This is a genomic window from Nocardia sp. CA-084685, from assembly GCF_050955785.1.
In the GTDB taxonomy this organism is placed as follows: domain Bacteria; phylum Actinomycetota; class Actinomycetes; order Mycobacteriales; family Mycobacteriaceae; genus Nocardia.
The window spans coordinates 8,579,534-8,598,976 of the sequence record NZ_CP192094.1 but is presented as its reverse complement, the minus strand read 5'-3'; the positions used below and the strand labels follow the sequence as shown (position 1 = coordinate 8,598,976).

General features: G+C 64.0%; 20 protein-coding genes and 1 pseudogene. 10 read left to right on the top strand and 11 right to left on the bottom strand.

Translation table 11 applies throughout. The features are described from left to right. Positions 1-120 precede the first annotated feature (120 nt). The 6 genes and pseudogenes from ACQP2U_RS37620 to ACQP2U_RS37595 form a co-directional block, all read right to left on the bottom strand. Complete coding sequence (locus ACQP2U_RS37620) at positions 121-1,110, bottom strand: pirin family protein (RefSeq protein ID WP_433711910.1); 990 nt, start codon at positions 1,108-1,110, stop codon at positions 121-123. A 67-nt stretch (positions 1,111-1,177) separates the two neighbouring features. Then, entirely contained in the window at positions 1,178-1,489 is a 312-nt protein-coding gene (locus tag ACQP2U_RS37615) for a GNAT family N-acetyltransferase (protein ID WP_364358203.1), read from the bottom strand. An 18-nt stretch (positions 1,490-1,507) separates the two neighbouring features. Continuing rightward, positions 1,508-1,966, bottom strand: a pseudogene (locus ACQP2U_RS37610) (carboxymuconolactone decarboxylase family protein); the annotation flags it as partial. A gap of 69 nt (positions 1,967-2,035) precedes the next feature. Then, positions 2,036-2,329, bottom strand: a complete 294-nt coding sequence (locus ACQP2U_RS37605; protein WP_433711909.1) for a putative quinol monooxygenase — start codon at positions 2,327-2,329, stop codon at positions 2,036-2,038. A 26-nt stretch (positions 2,330-2,355) separates the two neighbouring features. Further along, positions 2,356-2,844 carry a MerR family transcriptional regulator gene (locus ACQP2U_RS37600; protein ID WP_433711908.1) on the bottom strand — a complete coding sequence of 163 codons (489 nt, stop codon included), beginning with the start codon at positions 2,842-2,844 and terminating at the stop codon, positions 2,356-2,358. Between the two features lie 203 nt (positions 2,845-3,047). After that, positions 3,048-3,416, bottom strand: coding sequence for a VOC family protein (locus ACQP2U_RS37595; protein WP_433711907.1), 369 nt, complete (start codon positions 3,414-3,416; stop codon positions 3,048-3,050). Between the two features lie 59 nt (positions 3,417-3,475). Between ACQP2U_RS37595 and ACQP2U_RS37590 the strand changes: the two genes are divergently transcribed. Continuing rightward, positions 3,476-3,679: a hypothetical protein gene (locus tag ACQP2U_RS37590; protein ID WP_397040891.1), complete on the top strand. Its 204-nt coding sequence runs from the start codon at positions 3,476-3,478 to the stop codon at positions 3,677-3,679. A 12-nt stretch (positions 3,680-3,691) separates the two neighbouring features. On the opposite strand, the gene ACQP2U_RS37585 is transcribed toward ACQP2U_RS37590, so the two are convergent. Continuing rightward, complete coding sequence (locus tag ACQP2U_RS37585) at positions 3,692-4,183, bottom strand: SixA phosphatase family protein (RefSeq protein WP_433711906.1); 492 nt, start codon at positions 4,181-4,183, stop codon at positions 3,692-3,694. A gap of 183 nt (positions 4,184-4,366) precedes the next feature. On the opposite strand from ACQP2U_RS37585, the gene ACQP2U_RS37580 reads away from it, so the two are divergent. Then, complete coding sequence (locus ACQP2U_RS37580; RefSeq protein ID WP_433711905.1) at positions 4,367-6,037, top strand: FAD-dependent oxidoreductase; 1,671 nt, start codon at positions 4,367-4,369, stop codon at positions 6,035-6,037. Positions 6,038-6,080: 43 nt separating this feature from the next. Here ACQP2U_RS37580 and ACQP2U_RS37575 read toward each other — a convergent pair whose 3' ends face one another. Continuing rightward, positions 6,081-6,848 (bottom strand): acyl-[acyl-carrier-protein] thioesterase, encoded by a 768-nt coding sequence (locus ACQP2U_RS37575; protein WP_433711904.1) that lies wholly within the window; start codon positions 6,846-6,848, stop codon positions 6,081-6,083. Between the two features lie 138 nt (positions 6,849-6,986). Here ACQP2U_RS37575 and ACQP2U_RS37570 point away from each other — a divergent pair, with 138 nt between their 5' ends. From ACQP2U_RS37570 to ACQP2U_RS37555, 4 genes are all read left to right on the top strand, one after another. Next, positions 6,987-7,178 carry a DNA-binding protein gene (locus ACQP2U_RS37570; RefSeq protein ID WP_397040883.1) on the top strand — a complete coding sequence of 64 codons (192 nt, stop codon included), beginning with the start codon at positions 6,987-6,989 and terminating at the stop codon, positions 7,176-7,178. Positions 7,179-7,250: 72 nt separating this feature from the next. Next, positions 7,251-9,107 carry a serine/threonine-protein kinase gene (locus ACQP2U_RS37565; protein ID WP_433711903.1) on the top strand — a complete coding sequence of 619 codons (1,857 nt, stop codon included), beginning with the start codon at positions 7,251-7,253 and terminating at the stop codon, positions 9,105-9,107. Next, positions 9,107-11,053, top strand: a complete 1,947-nt coding sequence (locus ACQP2U_RS37560; RefSeq protein WP_433711901.1) for a serine/threonine-protein kinase — start codon at positions 9,107-9,109, stop codon at positions 11,051-11,053. Before ACQP2U_RS37565 ends, ACQP2U_RS37560 begins: the two co-directional genes overlap by 1 nt. Positions 11,054-11,061: 8 nt before the next feature. Then, positions 11,062-12,258 (top strand): DUF7373 family lipoprotein, encoded by a 1,197-nt coding sequence (locus ACQP2U_RS37555; protein ID WP_433711900.1) that lies wholly within the window; start codon positions 11,062-11,064, stop codon positions 12,256-12,258. A gap of 14 nt (positions 12,259-12,272) precedes the next feature. On the opposite strand, the gene ACQP2U_RS37550 is transcribed toward ACQP2U_RS37555, so the two are convergent. Both ACQP2U_RS37550 and ACQP2U_RS37545 read right to left on the bottom strand, forming a co-directional pair. Continuing rightward, positions 12,273-13,385, bottom strand: coding sequence for a transglycosylase SLT domain-containing protein (locus ACQP2U_RS37550; protein WP_433711899.1), 1,113 nt, complete (start codon positions 13,383-13,385; stop codon positions 12,273-12,275). After that, complete coding sequence (locus ACQP2U_RS37545) at positions 13,382-13,705, bottom strand: type VII secretion target (RefSeq protein WP_433711897.1); 324 nt, start codon at positions 13,703-13,705, stop codon at positions 13,382-13,384. Before ACQP2U_RS37545 ends, ACQP2U_RS37550 begins: the two co-directional genes overlap by 4 nt. A gap of 146 nt (positions 13,706-13,851) precedes the next feature. Between ACQP2U_RS37545 and ACQP2U_RS37540 the strand changes: the two genes are divergently transcribed. Then, the gene (locus ACQP2U_RS37540) at positions 13,852-14,826 is read left to right on the top strand and encodes an NADPH:quinone oxidoreductase family protein (protein ID WP_433711896.1); all 975 of its coding nucleotides are present in this window, start codon (positions 13,852-13,854) and stop codon (positions 14,824-14,826) included. A 108-nt stretch (positions 14,827-14,934) separates the two neighbouring features. Beyond that, positions 14,935-16,044 (top strand): winged helix DNA-binding domain-containing protein, encoded by a 1,110-nt coding sequence (locus ACQP2U_RS37535; RefSeq protein WP_433711895.1) that lies wholly within the window; start codon positions 14,935-14,937, stop codon positions 16,042-16,044. 211 nt (positions 16,045-16,255) lie between these two features. Here the strand turns inward: ACQP2U_RS37535 and ACQP2U_RS37530 are convergent, their stop codons facing one another. Further along, positions 16,256-16,780 carry an Lrp/AsnC family transcriptional regulator gene (locus ACQP2U_RS37530; protein ID WP_397040874.1) on the bottom strand — a complete coding sequence of 175 codons (525 nt, stop codon included), beginning with the start codon at positions 16,778-16,780 and terminating at the stop codon, positions 16,256-16,258. A 160-nt stretch (positions 16,781-16,940) separates the two neighbouring features. Here ACQP2U_RS37530 and hppD point away from each other — a divergent pair, with 160 nt between their 5' ends. Beyond that, on the top strand, positions 16,941-18,149 hold the full coding sequence (gene hppD, locus ACQP2U_RS37525) for a 4-hydroxyphenylpyruvate dioxygenase (protein ID WP_433711892.1): 1,209 nt from the start codon (positions 16,941-16,943) through the stop codon (positions 18,147-18,149). 759 nt (positions 18,150-18,908) lie between these two features. Continuing rightward, positions 18,909-19,436, top strand: coding sequence for a DUF3558 domain-containing protein (locus ACQP2U_RS37520; RefSeq protein ID WP_433711891.1), 528 nt, complete (start codon positions 18,909-18,911; stop codon positions 19,434-19,436). Positions 19,437-19,443 lie beyond the last annotated feature (7 nt).

Below are 19,443 nucleotides of genomic sequence, written 5' to 3'. Positions count from 1 at the left end.
CCGACCACCGGCATGGAATGTCCGGTTCGCTCCGGACGAAGATACCGTTTCGTGACCGAATGTTGAAGGGTTTCCTCCGCAATCCCAGGGGAGTCCCAATTGTTTTGGGGTGCTTGGTATTCAGGTCCTGGCCGAACCGACGCGACGCTTGCGCGGCTTCAGATGCAGACCGGGCAGCGGCGGTGCCGGAATGCGCTGTTGCGGTGTGTGACCCGCGATATCGGCGAAACGCTCGACAATGTGCTTTTCCCAATCGTTTCGCGCCTCGACGATGTCCTCATGGCTGCGGCCGACGAAGTTCCACCACATCACCAGTTCCTCGCCGAACGGCTCACCGCCGATGAGCGCGAAATGCGCGCCCTCGGTGCTGGTCAGCGGCAACTCATCGCGGCCGGCGCCCAGATAGAGCAGTGGGCCCGCGGCGATTTCGGTGCCATCGACGGTGACATTGCCCTCGACCACCATGAGCGCGTGCTCGAAATCGGGATCCAGGGCGATGGTGGTGTCGACGCCCGGTTCGATCCGCACATCCGCGCCGACGATCGGCGTGTACGCCTTGGCGGGCGAGGTGAGTCCGGCGAACGTGCCGATCAGCACGATGGCTCGCACTCCGGGAGCCTCGTAGACCGGCAGGTCACGATGCTGTTCGAAGTGCGGATCAATCCCGAGGCTATTGCCGGGCAACGCGATCCACAGTTGTAGGCCGTGCCCGGCTTGCGCCCCCGCGACGCCGTATTCGGAATGCGCGATGCCGCGTCCGGAGGTCATCAGATTCAGCTGTCCCGGCTCGATCTCCACATCGGAGCCGACCGAATCGCGATGGCGGATACGGCCGTCGAACGGCCAAGTCACCGTCTGCAATCCGATATGCGGATGCGGATCGATATCCGGTGACGCACCCGTCTTGGTGACCGTGGGCGAGCCGAAGTGATCGAGGAAGCACCAGGCACCGACGGTCGGCAGATCACGTTGCGGCAGTACGCGTTCCACGTAAACGCCGCGCACACCGCCGAGCGGGACCTCGCGCGCCGGATAGATCTCCGCGACCGGACCGCAAGCAGGGGTCGTCTCGCAGACCGCTTCCTCCGGATGCGGATCCAGGTCACTCATTCCTGCACCGCGCTGGCGCTCGGTTCCGGCATGACCGACCTTGTCGCTGTGCTGATGGTTCGCTCGCTCATCGGGTGATGCCCTTGCCCACCACATGTTCGTCGTACTGCGGATGCTTTTCCAGATAGGCCTTGATGAATGGGCACAGCGGTCGGATCACCCGGTCACGGGCGACCGCATCCTCCACCGCGTTCTTCGCCAGCACGGTGCCGAGGCCCTTACCGGAAAACGCGCCATCGATCTCGGTGTGGATGAACACCGTTTCATCGTCGCGCTCCTCGTACTCGGCGAATCCAGCCAGTTCGCCGCCGTAGAACACCTCGTAGCGCTGCTTCTCGTCGTTGCGAACGACCTTGCTCTCGGGCGTCGATTCGGTCATGGTCGACTTCTCCTTCGTCGGGCGTACCGGGTGCTTACTCAGGATCGATACGCGGTTGAACGCGCCGATCGTGGTGGCGACCCAGAGGATCGCCGAGACTTGCTCATCCGATAAATGCTCCCGCGCACGAGCGTACTCACGATCCATCGTGGCCTCGTCCGGCAGCGTGGTGGTGAGTTCGGCAAGTGCCAGTGCGGCCCGCTCCTGCGGCGCGTACAGCTCGGTGCGCCGCCACGCGGACAGTACGGCGAGTTCGCGCTCGGTGGCACCGGCCGCGATGGCGGCGCGATGGTGCACGTCCAGGCAGTAGGCGCAGCCGTTGATCTGCGAGACGCGCAGGTTGATCAGTTCGATGAGCCTGCGGTCGAGTCCGGCTTCGGCACCGGCGGCGCGGACCGCGCTTGCCGCGGTGTTCAGCGCTCGAAACGCTTCGGGTGTCTGCTTATCGATGAACACGCGTCTGCCGGATGACTCCATGGTCCGGATAGTAGAGCAGCACGGACCCGGACTGCGGTCCGGATGCCGTGCTGCGCTGGGCTCCTGAGATCAGGTGACCTCGTGGAACCGCCGGAGGTGGAACGGCTCGATCAGGATCTCGTTCAATATTGCCGCCGCTTCCTTCAGATGCGGGGTTTCGAAATGCGTCGCGAGTGCCGCCTCGTCCACCCACTCCTCGAGCAGCACGACCCGACTCGGATCGCTCGGGTGCAGATACAGCTCGTAGGCGATACAGCCCGCCTCGGCAAGTGTCGGCGCGACCAAATCCTCGAGCGTCTCGCGCAGTTCGGTCTCGTGCCCGGGCTTGGCGGCGAACCGGACATTGAGCGTCAGAGTGGACACCGATGACTCCTGATTCGGGTGACCGGTCATTCCCGGCCGGCGGGGGTGAAAGACATCTCTTCGCATGGTTTCGTGAGTGCGGCCGGCTTGACGGCGGCGGTTTTGCCCTCGTACAGGTCGATCTTGTAATCGAGCACCGATAGGGTCTGATGGAGTTCGTCGATCTTGGCGAGCACCTCCGCGCGGGTATTGCGGAACATCTGCAGCCGCTCGGGCACGGTGGATTCGCCCTCCCGCACCAATTCGGCATAGCGGACCATGTCCGCCACCGACATCCCGGTGGTGCGCAACCTGCCGATCAGCGCCAACCACTCCAGATCGCGATTGCTGAACCGCCGCTTCCCAGCGTGATCGCGCCCGATGTAATTCATCAGCCCGATCCGCTCGTACCAGCGCAGCGTGTCGCGACTCAGTCCCGACCGATCCGCCGCCTCGCCGATCGAATACTGCGGCTTCTCCCGATCCGGATCGACGACTTGCTGATTACCGACAACCCGACCTACGGCTCCACCCACTGCACTCGCCCTTCTCGATGAACAAAACCGACGTTAATAACCTGGAGTGCACTCCAAGCAAGTCCTCATTCTGCCGAACATCGGTTGTGCTTGCCGCCGAGCCAGCATCTTGCGTGGGACACTGCAGCCGACCCGGGTGGGGCGAGCACGACCACGTCACCGTGTCCACACAGGATCCGGCTCGATCAATTGGGCTGAGATCCTCAGCCGCGCTTGGGCAACTCCTGTACGGCCCACTTATTGCCGTCAGGGTCGGTGAAGAAGGTGAACAGGCCCCAGCCCATATCCTTTACCGGTGACGCCTCGACACCCGCGGCTACCAGCTGTTGATAGGCGGCCTCGGCGCTCGGGACGACCATCTGCATGCCTTCGACGCTGCCCGGTGCGGCTTCGGTGATGCCTTCGCCGAGACAGATGGAGCAGCCGGAGCCGGGTGGGGTGAGCTGGACGAAGCGCAGGCTCTCGTTGACGCGGTGGTCGTGGTCGGCATTGAAGCCGATCTTGGTGTAGAAGTCCTTGGCACGGTCCACATCGGTCACCGGAATCGCGACCAGTTCGATTTTCCAATCCATTCGCTGAGCATCCCATCGGCTCGACGGCGAGAACGGGTTTTCGCACCTACTCTGGTGACATGCCAGGTAAGGACATCGACCGGATCAGGGCCCGCTCGGCCTGGGCCACGGTCAAGGAAAGCCCCGTGATCACCGCCATTGCGGTGGCGCCGTTCGTGCTGGCGCTCGGCGTCGTGTGGTGGTTGCTCGGCGGATTCGCCGCGTTCGTGCTGCTCGTCGTCCTCGGCGTCGTCGTGGTCGTCGGCGGCAAACTACTGAACTGATCGAACCCGCGCTCAGCGCGGAATGTGGAAGTGCACCAGATCGCCGGTGCCCTCGTCCACCTGCGCCCACGGCCGGTCGAATTCGAGTACCGCGAGCGCCGACGTGGGGAATTTCCGGCTGAGCTCGATCGCCGGATCGGAATCGCGATTGTTCGCCAATTCCCATGCCGTCCATGGCATTCCGGGCGCATGCCCGATGACCAGCAGCGTCGTGACATCGTCATCGCTGAGCTGGACCAATTCGATCAGCGTGCGCGGCGACGCCTCGTAGATGCCCGCTTCGTAGACCACCGGTGCGGTCAGGTCGGTGGCGGCCAGCGTTTCCCGGGTGCGGATGGCGGTCGAGCAGCGTACCGCATCGATCGGCGGCTGGGTCTGGCGTAACCACTGACCGGCAAGTCCGGCCTCGCGCCGACCACGCGGAGCGAGCGGGCGCTCGTGATCGGAGATACCGTCGGGATAGGACGACTTACCGTGCCGCATGAGGATCAGAGTCCGCACCATGGAGATACCGTAAGCCCTCCGGAGGAGAGGCCTCTCACACACTCGAGGCAAACTGAAAGCGGCATCACAATCACGGCGCCTTACGGGGCACCCTCCGCCGGCACCGTGACGATGACGCTCCCGACCACTCCCGACCCCCTTGGGTGGCTATAGCCCAGGTACATTTTCGAGGATCAGCACAATATGGCCTACGTAATCACGCAGCGTTGTTGCAACGACGCCAGCTGCGTCACTGAGTGCCCGGTCGATTGCATCCGTCCCACCCCGGACCAGCCGGAATTCGCGACGACCGAGATGCTCTACATCGACCCCGACACCTGTATCGACTGCGGTGCCTGCGTCGACGCGTGCCCGGTGGAGGCCATCTTCTCCGAGGATGATCTGACCGCGTCGCTGGCCAGGTTCCGTGACATCAACGCCGCCTACTTCCAACGGCATCCACTCGAATCGAACTTCGATCCGATCGTCACGCCCGCGCGCCCGCCCAAGGAACTCGGCACGCTGCGCGTCGCGATCGTCGGCGCGGGACCGGCGGCCTGTTACGCGGCCGATGAACTGCTGCGCCGCTGCGATGTCGAGGTCGAGATGTTCGATCGGCTGCCCACGCCGTGGGGGCTGGTGCGCGCGGGCGTCGCCCCTGACCACCCGGGCACCAAGACGGTCTCCGGGCTGTTCGAGTCCGCCTTCCGGCGCGAGACGCTGCAGTACTACCTCAATGTGGAGGTCGGCTCGCACATCACCCACGAGGAACTGCTCGCCCATCATCACGCGGTCATCTACGCGGTGGGCGCGTCCTCGGACCGGCGACTCGGTGTGCCGGGCGAGGATCTGCCCGGCAGCCATTCGGCGACCGAATTCGTCGCCTGGTACAACGGCCATCCGGACTTTGCGGATCGCAAGTTCGACCTGTCCGGTGAGCGCGCGGTAATCGTCGGCAACGGCAATGTCGCCCTCGATGTCGCGCGCGTGCTGACGGTGGACCCGGACGAACTCGCCAAGACCGATATCGCCGACCACGCCCTGGATGCACTGCGCGGCAGCAATATCCGCGAGGTCGTCGTGCTCGGTCGGCGCGGTCCGCTGCAGGCGGCCTACACCTCGCCGGAGTTCCTGGCACTGACGCATCTGAAGGGCGTCGATGTCATCGTCGAAGAGGCCGACCTGGCGCTCGATCCGGGCAGCCAGGCGCTGCTGGACGATCCGGAGGTCGAGCCGTCGCTGGAGCTGAAGTACACCCTCGCCAAGGAGTACGCGTCAGGGCGTCGTGACCCGGCCAATAAGCGGATTGTCTTTCGCTACCTGGTCTCGCCGACGGCACTGCACGGTGCCGATCACGTCGAGTCGGTGGAGTTCGCGCACAACGAATTGGTCAGCGAGAACGGCCAATTGCTGGCGCGCACGACCGATCGCAGCGAAACCCTGGAAACCGGACTGGTTTTGCGTTCCATCGGCTACAAGGGCGAAGCGATCAAGGATCTCCCCTTCGACGAGCGCCGCGCTGTCGTCCCGAATGAGCACGGCCGTGTCATCGGCGAGGACGGTGTTCCGGTGCCCGGTGTGTATGTGAGCGGCTGGATCAAGCGCGGTCCGCGCGGTGTCATCGGCTCCAACCGCATCGACTCCGAGGAGACCGTCGAGCAGCTCCTGGCCGACTTCACCACGGGCAAACTCGGTGTGCCACAGGCCGATCGGGCCGCGCTGAAGGCACTGCTCGCACAGCGGCAGGCCGATCTGGTCGACCGTGAGGGCTGGAAGGCGATCGATACGGCGGAGAAGTCCGCGGGTAAGGCGTCAGGCCGGCCGCGGGTCAAGTTCACGACCCGTGAGGATCTGCTGAAGGCCGCGCGCGGTTGAACAAACGACCGGCTCCGTTCCCAGTGAACGGAGCCGGTTCTTCTTACAGGGGCATGATGCGCACGACGGTTGTGGTGGTACCGCCGACCACGAACCACAGCCGCAATACCGGTCGCCCGGAGCGGTCGCCCGGTTCATAGCGGCTGCGCACACTGACGTGTTGACGTGCCAGCACCGGCGCGACGTACTCGATCACCGCGCGATGCGGTCCCGCGACCAGCTTGGGGTATTCGACCAGGAACTGTTCCACTGCCTGCCAGTAACAAGCATTGTTGACGTGGTTGTACTGGTCGATATCGGTGGCCCGCACCGGGAACGGCATATCGGTATCCGATTCCGGCGGGGTGGCGTCGGTGAGATAGGGTCGCCAGCGCAGCCGGTGCTCGTTGGTGGTTTGCGCCAGATAGGACAAGCCCTCGTCGCTGATCCTGGCGGGCATATTGTTGGACTCGCTGATATTGATCCAGAAACCCTCGGTCTCGATCAATCCGCCGTTCGCGCTGGTGACGCGCACTCGCATATTCGTCCAGCGGGTGGACATGCTCGAACACCACCGCAGCAGCCGGACCTGGTCGGGCCACAGGATCGGCCGGATCACGTCGATGACCGTACGACGCACGATCCAACTCGGATCGGTCGTATGCAGGTTCGTCTGTTGCAGTTGCTCCCAGGCGATGTCCTGCAGATAACGTGCGACGGCGTCGAACCGCAAGCGGTTGTACGGATCTACATCGCCCGCCCGGATGGGCCACGCCGACGCAAACCCCATGCCCTCCTGGGGAAGCGGGGCGAGTGGCTGATCGAGTGACACTGGTGCTCCTCGCGCTGCACGGTGTGCCGCGTTCTTCTTACGCTGCTGTTCTGAGACGACTTTACGGGGCGCACGTCACACCCTCGCGTCGAGCCGTCCCTACTCACATCTGTCGGTCCTGGAGGGCAGTATGAGGCGATGCCCGACACCGACCTCCCCGCGAAACTCGGCAAACCGGCCGAGCGCGCCCTGGCCGCCGCCGGAATCCACCGACTGGCCGACCTGACCACCTGGACCGAACGCGATCTCGCCGCCCTCCACGGCGTCGGCCCCACGGCCATCGCCAAACTCCGCACCGCTCTCGCCGAACGCGACCAGAGCTTCGCCTGATCCCCCTTCACGCCGGACGCCCCGACCCCGCGCCGGTACTATCCCCAGCAAGTACTGAGGGGAGGGGTACGAGTGCAACCACTGGGGCCACACGATCCACTATCAGCGGGACGACACCGTTTGATCGCACTGATCGGCCAAGGTGCAATGGGACGAGTCCTACTCGGCCGCTCACCAGACGGACGGTTGGTCGCGGTGAAGATGATCCACCGCCACCTGGCGCGGAACCCGGAGTTTCGTGCTCGCTTCCGCATGGAAGTCCAATCGTCGCAGCGGGTGACCGGGGCGTACACCGCGGCGGTTATGGATGCCGACCCGGATGCCCCGGAGCCATGGCTCGCCTCGGTCTTCGTCGCCGGACCGTCGCTGCGCGAAGCCATCGATCAATCCGGGCCCATGCCACCGGGCGGACTCCGATTACTCACGGCCGGACTGGCTTCCGCGCTGATGGAGATCCATCGCGCGGGCATGGTGCACCGCGATCTCAAACCCAGCAACGTCCTGCTCACCGACGACGGCCCGAGCGTCATCGACTTCGGCATCGCCCGTGCCTTGGAAGGCGACACCCAACTCACCACCACCGGCTCCCTGGTCGGCTCCCCGGCCTTCATGTCCCCCGAACAAGCCGAAGGCCGCCCCCTGACCACCGCCAGCGACGTCTTCTCGGTCGGCGCCATGCTGCTACTCGCCGCCACCGGCGAGAGCCCCTTCCTCGGCGCATCGACGCCGCAGACGTTGTACAACGTGGTGCACAACCGAGCGGATACGAGCCGGGTGCCGCCGGTACTGCGCGCAGTGGTGGACGCATGTCTCGACAAGAATCCCGCCTACCGGCCGACGCCGCTCCAGTTGCTGGAATCGGTTGAAGCGGTGACTGCTCGGCCCGGCTGGTCGGGGGCAGTGCGCCAACAGATTGTGCAGGCGCGAGCAGATGCACAGCGGTGGGTGATGCTGGACGGGCGGATGCCCGAACCCGAAAAGCGAAGGCAGCCGGCTCGAGGGGCGGTCATCGCGGCCGCCGTGACATTGCTGGTGGCAGGCGGAGCAACGGCGGTACTGCTCACTCGCACCGAGTCCGCACCTGATCCACTCGCGAACAAGACCCTCGAATTGTCCGATGAGCAACTACGACTGGTCGATACCTGCCAACTGCTCGGTACCGACGTCGTCGGTACGCTCGGTCACTCGATCGAACCCATGCTCACGAATTCCTCGGTCTGTCATACGCAATTCATGACCGCTGATGGCAAGAAGCCCGATATGACGGTCAGCGTCGGAACGGTACTCGGTGGGCAGGCCAAGGAGTCGGGCATTTCGGTCGTTGGCAAACCGGTGCTGGATACAACGACTGAATCCCGATCGTGCGCCCGCGGTATCGCGCTGCGCGCCCAGCCGCGTATCGGCGTCGAGGTGAAGATCGGCCTGGCCGACGGCGATGTCTGCGAGTTGGCATCGACTGTGTTGCAGGCTGTTGTCACGCGATTGACCACCGATCTGCCGACCGTCAGCGTTCCGAAGCAGTCGGTTGTGCGACTCGACCCCTGCACGTCCGTCGATCCTGCGATCATCGAAACCGCGATGGGGGCGAAGGCCGATCCGTCGCCGGAAAATATCCACAGCTGCACGTGGAAGGTCAGTGGCCACGGCCTCGTCACCGTCCGGACAGCGGAGGAACCACGCGTCGATGACAATTCCAGGTACACCAATATCGTCGTGAACGGCGGCACGCTCGGCGACCTCGCCTCGACCCGCATCACCACCACCAGCGGTGTCTGCACGACCATTCACCTGGTACGACCGACCATCGAAGATCGCGGAGAATTGATCACAGTAATGGTCGTACGCGTAGGTCAAAATGACATCGAGGCTGCCTGTGCCGCAACCGAATCAGTACTCGGTGGAGTCGTCGACCGATTGAGGAAATACTGATGGTGACGCAACTGCGGCCCGGCGATCCCGCCCGCATCGGCAGGTATCGGCTCCTCGGCCAACTCGGTGCCGGTGGTATGGGACGGGTGTTGCTCGGGGTCGGACCCGACGGCCGCCTGGTCGCGATAAAGCAAGTGCACGCGCACCTGATCACTGAAGAGGACTTCCTGCCGCGATTCCGCCGTGAGGTGCAAACCTCGGCGCGGGTATCGGGTGCCTTCACCGCAGCGGTGATCGATTTCGATATCGAATCCGAAACACCTTGGCTCGCCTCAGTTTTCGTGCCCGGTGTGCCCTTGGACAAGGCGGTGCACGACTTCGGACCGCTACCGTCAGAGCAAGTGCGGACCCTCGCGGTCGGTCTCGCATCCGCGTTGCACGCGATTCACGGTGTCGGACTGATCCATCGAGACCTCAAGCCGGCCAACGTCATCCTCGACCAGGATGGTCCGCGCGTCATCGACTTCGGTATCGCCCGTGCCGCCGAAGGCCGATCCGAACTCACCCATACCGGTTCGATCATCGGATCGCCCGCGTTTATGTCTCCTGAGCAGGCGCAATCCGAGCCGCTCACGCCAGCCAGCGATATTTTCTCGCTCGGCACGGTGCTGGCGATGGCGTCCCATGGCAAGAGTCCGTTCGCAGGTTCATCGATGCCGCATACGCTCTACAACATCGTCCATACGGTTCCGGACCTCAGCCCATTGCCTCCCGAGGTTCGGCAGTTGGTCGAGCCGTGCCTGCGTAAGGATCCCGCCGGCCGTCCGACGCCGGCGGCGATCCTGGACTTCCTCGGTCCACTGCCGACGCAGCGGCAACCCTGGTCGGCTGCGATCCACGGCGCGATTCACCGGCAGTCCGAGGAACTTTCAGCCTTGCGATCCGACCCGGAGGCCACGCAAATCATCGGCGCGGATGAGACGACCGTCTCGTCGGAGAATGAGCTGACCTTCGATGAGAAACTTCGGCAGCTGTCGGCCGATTACCGCTCGGCGTCGTCGCAGTCGAGGCGCAAAAGAGTGTTGATCGGTGCGTTCGCAATGGTATTGATCCTCGCCGGCGGCGCCATCGCGGGAGCCGTCACACTAACCGGTGGCGACGATTCGTCGACCGGGCCGGTGCGGAATCCATTGGCCGGACTCAATCTGACCAAGGTGCGTTCGATCGACGTATGCGCCGCAATGCAGGAGCAACTAGTCGATTCGCTGGGAAAATGGGAAATGCCGAGGACCGCGGAATGGGGAGGCTGCTCTGCCGCCGCTCGCGGGTATCGGCTCCTACTCAAAATCGAGCGGCTCGAAGGATTCCGTGACACCGGGCGGACAAACGATGGCGTTCCGGTGCTCGAGAATGTATCGATCCCTGAGCGCAGCTGCGACAGGGCCTTGTCATTGGGGACTACCGACCCGCAATTCGGTCTCACGGTGCTGGTCGGGGCCCCAGACCAGCCGATCGAGAAGCGGTGCGCGATTGCGAACGAGGCGACGGCACAGCTCAGTCGGGTTCTTGTCGCCGGCCTACCGGTGGTGGCCGATTTCAAGAAATCGCTTGCCCGCCTCGATCCGTGCTCATTGGTCCCACCCACCAGCATCAAGCTTAATGTCGGACCGGAGGTGCAGGGAAAGGTGGACGATCTGTACTCGTGCCGCTGGGCCGGTCCCAATCAATTGACGGTGACCTTGGAGCAATCGAGTCCGCGTAGCGACAAGGACAAGCCGATCCACATCGAAATCGGTGGCGGCAAGGTGGTAGACGTCGATGCGGACGAGTTGAAGTCCTCCGAGTGCACTCGCAAGTACGAATATCGATCAATCGACTCGGTTAAATCGGAATTCGCTGTGGTTAAAATCCGGAGTAGCAACTCCGACCGTCCGGAGGCCAAATGCATTGCAGCACAGGATGTTCTGAACAGCGTGGTGCTCAGCCTGCCGCCAGTGGCGAAATGAGAACCGCGGTGGCTGCTGCTCGTGCAGTCTGCTCGGTTGCTGTCGGCGCATCACTGGTCGGCTGTGCCACAGTGATGCCAGGGGCGGGAGTCGCGGGTGAAGCCGATGTGCGTCAGTTCGATATCGGACCGTATCCGACGCAGCCGCCGTCACACCTGCCCGTGCTGAGTGGTCTCGGTTATGCGCAGTTGGAAGCGGCTCGAATGGCCGATGCGGTGCTCAGCCCACATGAGGTCGAATCGCGATTCAATGGTGGCGCCATCGCGCGTGCGCATACCGACGCAGGGTCGGTCACCGAATACCTCGCCGATGCGGTCGTGCCCGTGCTACAGAAGTACCGGTTCGTGTTGGGCTTTTCTGCCGGTGCCGCTGACGAGGTCGTCCCATTGAAGAGCGCGCAGACCGGAACTCACGGCCGCGACGGCGTCACGGTTACGCTGCTCCGATTCCCCGATGCCGACGCGGCCAAGAAGGCTGCCGCGGAGTTGGATGCCGCGGACTTCGGCGTCAGTCCGGACAATGTCGCGGTTCAGCTACCCAAGTATTCGGGTTCGTTCGCGCATTGGCGGCCTTCGGTTCCGACCTTGGGCAGTGTCACCCCGCACGGCGATTTCGTGATCAACGTGCTCGCCGACTCCCGGCAGGTCGATAAGGACATCCTGATCGACCGAACACAGAAGTATCTGGATGCCGAAATCCCGGTGCTCGACCAGTTCCGTGCCACTCCGATCGGGAAATTTCATTCGCTACAACAGGATCCGGACCGGATTCTGCGTCGAGTTCTGCACGACAGTGGCGAGATCGGACCCCCGGACGGTCAGGGCGAGGTCGTCTACACCGCGCGCGGATATCAGAATTATCTGCTGGATCAGGAAGGGCGCACTCGGGTGATACGGGATGCCGGTGTCGACCGGGTCGCTGTCACGGCCTCCGCTTACGTATTCCGTACTCGCGATGATGCGGCGGCTCGCAAGTTCGTTATCGACTCGGTGAACCTGGGAGACCCGTCGCGGCGTCGAGCAGTAGATCCACCGGACGGTGTTCCCGATGTAGCGTGCGTCGAGGACCAGAGCAATACGTCCACATTGCGATTCAGGTGCTTCACCGCCTACCACAGGTACGTGGGCTTCGTCCTCAGTGAGCAATTGTGGTCGGCGCAGCAACGTATCGCCGCGCAGTACGCATGGATGGTGAATGCTCAGTAGCGCCTTGGGTTCGGTTAGTAACCCTGGTAGGCCCCGCCGCTGTTTACGGCGGCCACGCCCGGAACATTGGACAGGGACCCATAACGGTCGATGGCGTAGCGAGTTCCGGCGATGATGTTGTCGACCGGGTCGTAGATATTGTCGTGGCCGGGCGCCTTATATGCGCTGAAGGTGCTGTCGATCGTCTGCATCAGTCCCTTTGATGGGTGGCCGGCCGCAGCATTGCTGTCCCAATCGTTGACGATCAAGGGGTTGCCACCGGACTCATGCTCGATGATCATGGCCAGGGCCCGCTCATCGATTTGATCGGGACTGTATCCCATTTCGATCAATTTGGCCTTGGCCTTCTTGATCCATTCCGCGACATCGCCGGTCGGCATCGGCCCGGTGGCATTATGCGTACCACCGGTGGCTCCGGAATATGAACTGCCGGAGGACGTCCCGGAGCCGCTGCCGTGGTGGCTGCTCGTCACATAGCTGGGCTTGCTTGTGGTCGAGGTAGTGGCGGTCGGCGTCGTGCTGGTGTTCTGCGTCTGTGACACACCGAGATTCGGGTCGCCGAGCTCGTTGAAGGCCGCCTGCAATTTCCCGACGGCACCGCGGATCCCGTCGCGGGCGGTGTTGGCTGCCGTCTCGGCGGCTTGCAATGCGAGGACGAGTTCCCACTGTCGACGCGCGGCTTCGAGTTCTTCGGACACGATCGCGGATTCCGCGCCACCCCTGCCTTCCCCCTCGGCTCGGCGGATTTCCGCGATGCGTGGTCCCGCACTGACGGTGCCATCGGCGGAAACCTCGAAGGGCGGATTCTGGTTTATGGCGTCGTTGCGCAGGCGCAGCACAGTGTCTTTTGCGCTCTGCAGGAGGTGTACCTGTTCGTTGAACGCGGTTTGGAGCGCGTTCAATTCAGTGCTCACCTTGCCAGCTCGGGACTTCTCGGTCTCCATCCGAGTGTTCGCCGCGTGGCCTGTGGCGCCGGACCAAGCCTTGGTGTCCTCGAGCGCCTTGGTGTCGGTGACACCTTTGCCGACAACGCCGTCGAGACCGTCGGCGACCTTCTTGGCCTGCTCGCCCGCGTCACCGAGCTTTTCCGGATACCAGTTGCTCACGTTGTCGATAGTGAGTGTCATGGCAGCTGCAGCCCGATCGTCTTCAGCTTGTTCGCGAACTCGTCCTCGGCCAACTCGTACTTACCGGCCGCGTTCTTCGTGTTGTCGGCAATCGTGGTCAGCCGCTCGCCGATGCGCTGCATGCAGCGATTCACCGTGTCGGTGACTTCCGGTATGACGGATCCGAAGTCGGTACCGGGCAATGCCGCAGCCGCGACCTGGAAGCCTTCACCGGCATTCAGCTTGCCGATTTCGCCCGCCTCGGTGCGCAGGTTGTCCGCGAATGCCTGCAGCGCGCCCGGGTCGACCCGCAGGGTCCCCGCGTCCATCTTCTCCACCACGAAAAACTCCCCCTTCGTCCCCACCTCAGGTCGCGGTCAGCATAGCAAAAACGGGTGGTGTGGACAGGGGACCGAGCGGGGGTGGTTAGGTTGGTCGGACATCGGTGATGTTGTGGGTGTCGCCGAGTGGACAGAGAGGTCGGCATATGCGTGCAGCCCAGGTCAGCAAGCTGGAGGGGCCGGAGGCGGTCGAGGTCGTCGAGATTCCCGAGCCTTCGGCATTTCCGGGGGGTGTGGTCATCGACGTGCACGCGGCGGGGGTGGCATTTCCCGATGTGCTGATGACACGGGGGCTGTACCAGATGAAGCCGGAGCTGCCGTTCGTCGTCGGCGGGGAGGTGGCGGGGATCGTGCGGGAGGCGCCGGAGGGGGCGCATGTCGCGGCGGGGGATCGGGTGGTCGCGCTGACGCTGCTCGGCAATGCCCTTGCCGAGGTTGCCGTGGTGCCGACGCAGATGGTCTTCCGTTTGCCGGACAACGTATCTCTGCAGGCCGGAGCGGGGATCCTGTTCAATGATCTGACCGTGCACTTCTGCCTGCGCAACCGCGGCAGGCTGGCCGCGGGGGAGACCGTGCTGGTGCACGGCGCCGCGGGTGGCATCGGCACCTCGACGCTGCGGATGGCGGTGGCGCTGGGGGCGGGGCGGGTCATCGCGGTGGTGAGCACCGAGGAGAAGGCGTCGGTGGCGCGCGCCAACGGCGCCACCGATGTGGTGCTGACCGACGGCTGGCTCGCGGCTGTCAAGGAGCTGACCGGTGGTCGCGGTGTGGATATCGTGCTCGATCCGGTCGGCGGCGACCGGTTCACCGACAGCATCCGCAGCCTCGCACCGGCGGGTCGCCTGCTGGTGGTCGGTTTCACCGCTGGTGAGATCCCGACGGTCAAGGTGAACCGGTTGCTGCTCAAGAACGTCGAGGTGATCGGGGCGGCCTGGGGCGAATGGGTGATGACCCATCCGGGTTATCTGACCGAGCAGTGGGAAGAGGTCGAGCCCCTGCTGGCCACCGGCAAGATCGCACCCCCCGAACCGGTGCTCTACCCGCTTGACCACGCCGCCGAGGCCGTGGCATCCCTCGACAATCGCACCGCCGCCGGCAAGGTCGTCGTCACCTTGCGCTGACCGTGGTCGCCGCGCACGAATCAGTACGCCGCGCACGAATTCCGCGACTATTCGATGCGCGGCGCGACAAATCACGCGCGCCGGTACGGTGATCTGATTATGGAGCGGATGTTGTCTGATCGGGTGTTGAATCGGACGTTGCTGGTACGGCAGCATTTGCTGGAGCGGTCGGCGTTGAGTGTGTTCGAGATGTGTGAGCACCTGGTCGGGTTGCAGGCTCAGGATTCGGCGCCGCCGTTCGTCGGATTGTGGAGCCGCATAGCGGATTTCGATCCCGCGACGGTTTCGGCGGCGCTGGAGGATCGCTCGTTGGTGCGAATCACCTTGATGCGCGGCACGATTCACATGGTCACGCCGCCGGATGCGTTGCGCATCGCACCGCATATCCAGCCCGAGCTCGAAAAGGTGCCCTTCCGAAAGGGTTTCAACTACGGCGCGATGGTCGGTTTGAATCCGGACGAGGTGCGCAAGCATGGTGAGGCCGCGCTCGGTGACGAGCCGATGTCGGCCGCGGACTTGCGCGCCAAGGCCGCGGCGATCTACCCGAATCGCGATGCCGGTGCGGTGCTGCAGACCTGGCTGTACCAACTGCCCGTGTTGCAGACTCCGCCGCGGGGCAGGTGGAAGGACAACAGCAGGCCGGTCTGGTCCCGCGTCGAACCCTGGCTCGGTGCACCGCTCGAGCCGGGATATCCGTTGGCGGAGTTGGTCTTTCGCTATCTGCGCGGCTTCGGACCTGCCAGCACCATGGATATGCAGACCTGGTCCAAGCTGACCGGCATGAAGGCCGCCGTCGAACAGCTCGGTGACCGGCTGCGTACCTACACCGATGAACGCGGCCGCACCCTCTACGACATCGCCGACGGCGAACTCGCCGATCCCGACCTGCCCGCCCCGGTGCGCCTGCTCGGCTGGTACGACAATGCGATCCTTTCGCACCAGGACCGAACCAGAATCGTCCCCGACGGCGCGGCCCCACCCTTGCGCGCCTTCGCCGCCGCGGTATCACCGGTCCTGGTCGACGGTTTCCTCGCGGGCTTCTACAAGATCTTCCCCGAGAAAGGTGTCGCCCGCCTGCGTATCACCCCGATCCGGAAGTGGTCGGCCATGGAATACGCGGCGGTGGATGCCGAAGCCAACGCACTCGTCGCATTCATGGAGGCCGATAAGCGGCCGAGTGTCGAAATCCTCGATGTGGGAGCGGATCTGCGTCCCTGAACTTATCGCGTACGGCGACGTCCGACTGGCACCGCGGGCAATGGCCGACCAGGTGGGCTCACCAGTTGCTCGGCCCGCGAAGACGAGGACCAGGTCGAAGAATAATTCCGCCCAGGTGGCGCGGGCATGGGGTGTTGCGGTGGTGGATTCGGCAGGCTCGCTCATCGAAATCTCGTACTCGGTGACACAGGAAGTACGAGCCTAGATGGGTTCAGGGCTGCGGGTTGTCCCGGTAGGCGGGTGCTTTCGTCGTTCCGGTGGGGGTGAGCGTCCGCAATAGCGGTAGCGTCCGGTGCGCGATCACTGTCGACAGCACGATCACACTGTGCGAGCGCACCACCGAACTCGTCCGGTCGATGCTCAATAGCGCCGCCTGCAGTCCGGCATGTGAATCCGCCCCGATTCGGCACAGCACATCGCCGGAGCCGGTGGTCGCATATGCCTCCAGCACGCCGGGAATCGCGTCGAGCTCGGCCGCCACCGTATCCAGCGCCCCCTGAGCGATCTCCAAGGTGACGAACGCCTGCACATCGAATCCCGCTGCGGTGACATCGATTTGCGGATCGTAGGAAGAGATGACGCCCGACTCCTCCATCCGCCCGATTCGCGACTGGACGGTGGCCCTGGCGACCCGGGTGCGCCGGGATAGTTCGAGAATGCCCGCCTTCTGATACTCGTGCATCGCGGTGAGGATGGCGAGATCGAGTTCATCCAGTTTCGCGGGCGTGCGCGACATGACGGCCTCCGTTCGGGGCGTGACCCGGCATGATGCGAGTCACGTGCAATGCTATTCAAATTGTCCAGCATCAGGGGTGACTTGCTAGCCGATTTCGCCATAGTGTCTAACCGAAATCGGTGATGTTGCCTATCCCAGGGGGTGGCGATTTCCTTGGATCATGACCATCGAGCATCTGCCGAATGCCCAGCGACGCAGTGGTCCGGCGCCCTCCGACGGTGAGTTGCGCCGGCTGATCGGGCTGGTCGATCACGACGACAGCATCGATCCGTTCCCGGTCATCGGCTGGGACGCACTGGTCTGGGTGGTCGGCAACGCGACCCAGACCGCGCACTTTTTGGAATCCGCCTTCGGCATGCGGCTCGAGGCCTACTCGGGCCCGGAGACCGGCAACCGTGATCACAAGGCGTATGTGTTGCGCAGCGGTGCGGCCAGATTCGTCGTCACCGGCGCGGTCGCCCCGGACAGCCCACTGGTCGCACACCACGATCGACACGGCGACGGCATTGTCGATATCGCGCTCGAGGTTCCGGATGTGGACCGCTGCGTCGAATGGGCGCGCACACACGGCGCGCGGGTCCTGGTCGAACCGCATGACGACACAGACGAATTCGGCACCGTCCGCTCGGCCGCTCTGGCCACCTACGGTGAGACCAGGCATACGCTGATCGATCGCTCCGAGTACTACGGGCCGTATCTGCCCGGATATGTCGCCCGCCGTTCCGCGTATCAGCCGCGCGCAGGCACCCCGACCAGGCTGTTCCAGGCCATCGACCATGTCGTCGGCAATGTCGAACTCGGCATGATGGACGAGTGGGTCGAGTTCTACCGCCGCGTCATGGGATTCACGAATATGGCCGAATTCGTCGGCGACGATATCGCCACGGAATACTCGGCGCTGATGAGCAAAGTGGTGGCCAATGGCAATCACCGGGTGAAGTTTCCACTCAACGAACCAGCGGTCGGTAAGAAGCGTTCCCAGATCGATGAATATTTGGAGTTCTATCGCGGCCCTGGGGTCCAGCACATCGCGCTCGCCACCAGCGACATCATCGAATGTGTCGACGTATTGCGCCGCGAGGGCGTCGAATTCCTCGAAACGCCCGACACCTACTACTCCGATCCCGAACTGCGCGCCCGCATCGGCCACGTCCGCGTCCCGGTGCGCGAACTCCAGCGCCGCGGCATTCTGGTCGACCGCGACGAAGACGGCTACCTGCTGCAGATCTTCACCAAACCACTCACCGATCGCCCAACCGTCTTCTTCGAACTCATCGAACGCCACGGCTCACTCGGCTTCGGCAAGGGCAACTTCAAGGCCCTGTTCCAGGCGATCGAACGCGAACAGGCAGCCCGCGGCAATCTTTGACCGCGCATCGGTCCGCGAAGTTACCGCCGCACCGAAACCACGGAGCGAGTCCTACGAGCGACCCGTTCGCGGCCTGCCTCGCGTTCGACCCGTTGAAGCGCATGTGCCGCAGGTGCGAGTCTCGTCTTTCCCGCATGCAGTGCGTCAGGTGCCGAACGTCCCGCCACTGCTGATCCCAACGGAGCGAGTTTTACGAGCGGCCCGTTCGCGGTCCGTCTCGTGTCCGAGTCGTCGAAGCGCATGTGCCGCAGGTGCGAGTCTCGTCTTTCCCGCATGCAGTGCGTCAGGTGCCGAACGTCCCGCCACTGCTGATCCCAACGGAGCGAGTTTTACGAGCGGCCCGTTCGCGGTCCGTCTCGTGTCCGAGTCGTCGAAGCGCATGTGCCGCAGGTGCGAGTCTCGTCTTTCCCGCATGCAGTGCGTCAGGTGCCGAACGTCCCGCCACTGCTGATCCCAACGGAGCGAGTTTTACGAGCGACCCGTTCGCGGTCCGTCTCGTGTCCGAGTCGTCGAAGCGCATGTGCCGCAGGTGCGAGTCTCGTCTTTCCCGCATGCAGTGCGTCAGGTGCCGAACGTCCCGCCACTGCTGATCCCAACGGAGCGAGTTTTACGAGCGACCCGTTCGCGGTCCGTCTCGCGTCCGAGTCGTCGAAGCGCATGCGACGAAGTCGCGAGTCTCGACGGCTCGGACGCGAGACCAAGGGGGCCGCGAACACGCAGCGCCGGAGGCGCTGCCAAATATTCAGTAGAGTTCACGGCATGCGGATCCCGTCGGCGATCATCACCGGTCTGGCCTTGGTATTGACGCTGTCGGCCTGCGGCTCGGATGGTGACTCCGATTCCTCGAATGCCCCGCTGCGCCCGCCGCCCAAGGTCGCGACGCTCGGCCCGTTCGTCGGTGAGTGCGGCCATGTCACCGATCAAGAGGTGCGCGATATCGCGGGTCTGAATCAACTGTCCAGGGTCAACCGGAATTCGGTCGGCTGCAGCTTCCAATCCGCCGGACTCGCTTCGCCGAGTGTGACTTTCGCGTCTTATCGGGGTAGTCCGATCGATCGCGAGAAGGCCTGGGTCTCCAATGTCGGCCGCGATCCGGAGACCATCGACGTCGGTGGCCGCAAGGGCTTCCAGGCGCTGGATCCCAGCGGTTCGGTCTGCGATCTGGCGGTGCAGCTCGATGACGATTTCTTCGAATGGTCGATGTCCTACGGGCTGTTCTCCGAGCAGGGCAATCCGTGTGACCGGACTCGCAAGCTGGCCGAGTTGACCGTGCAGCGGCTGCAGTGAGGGGAAT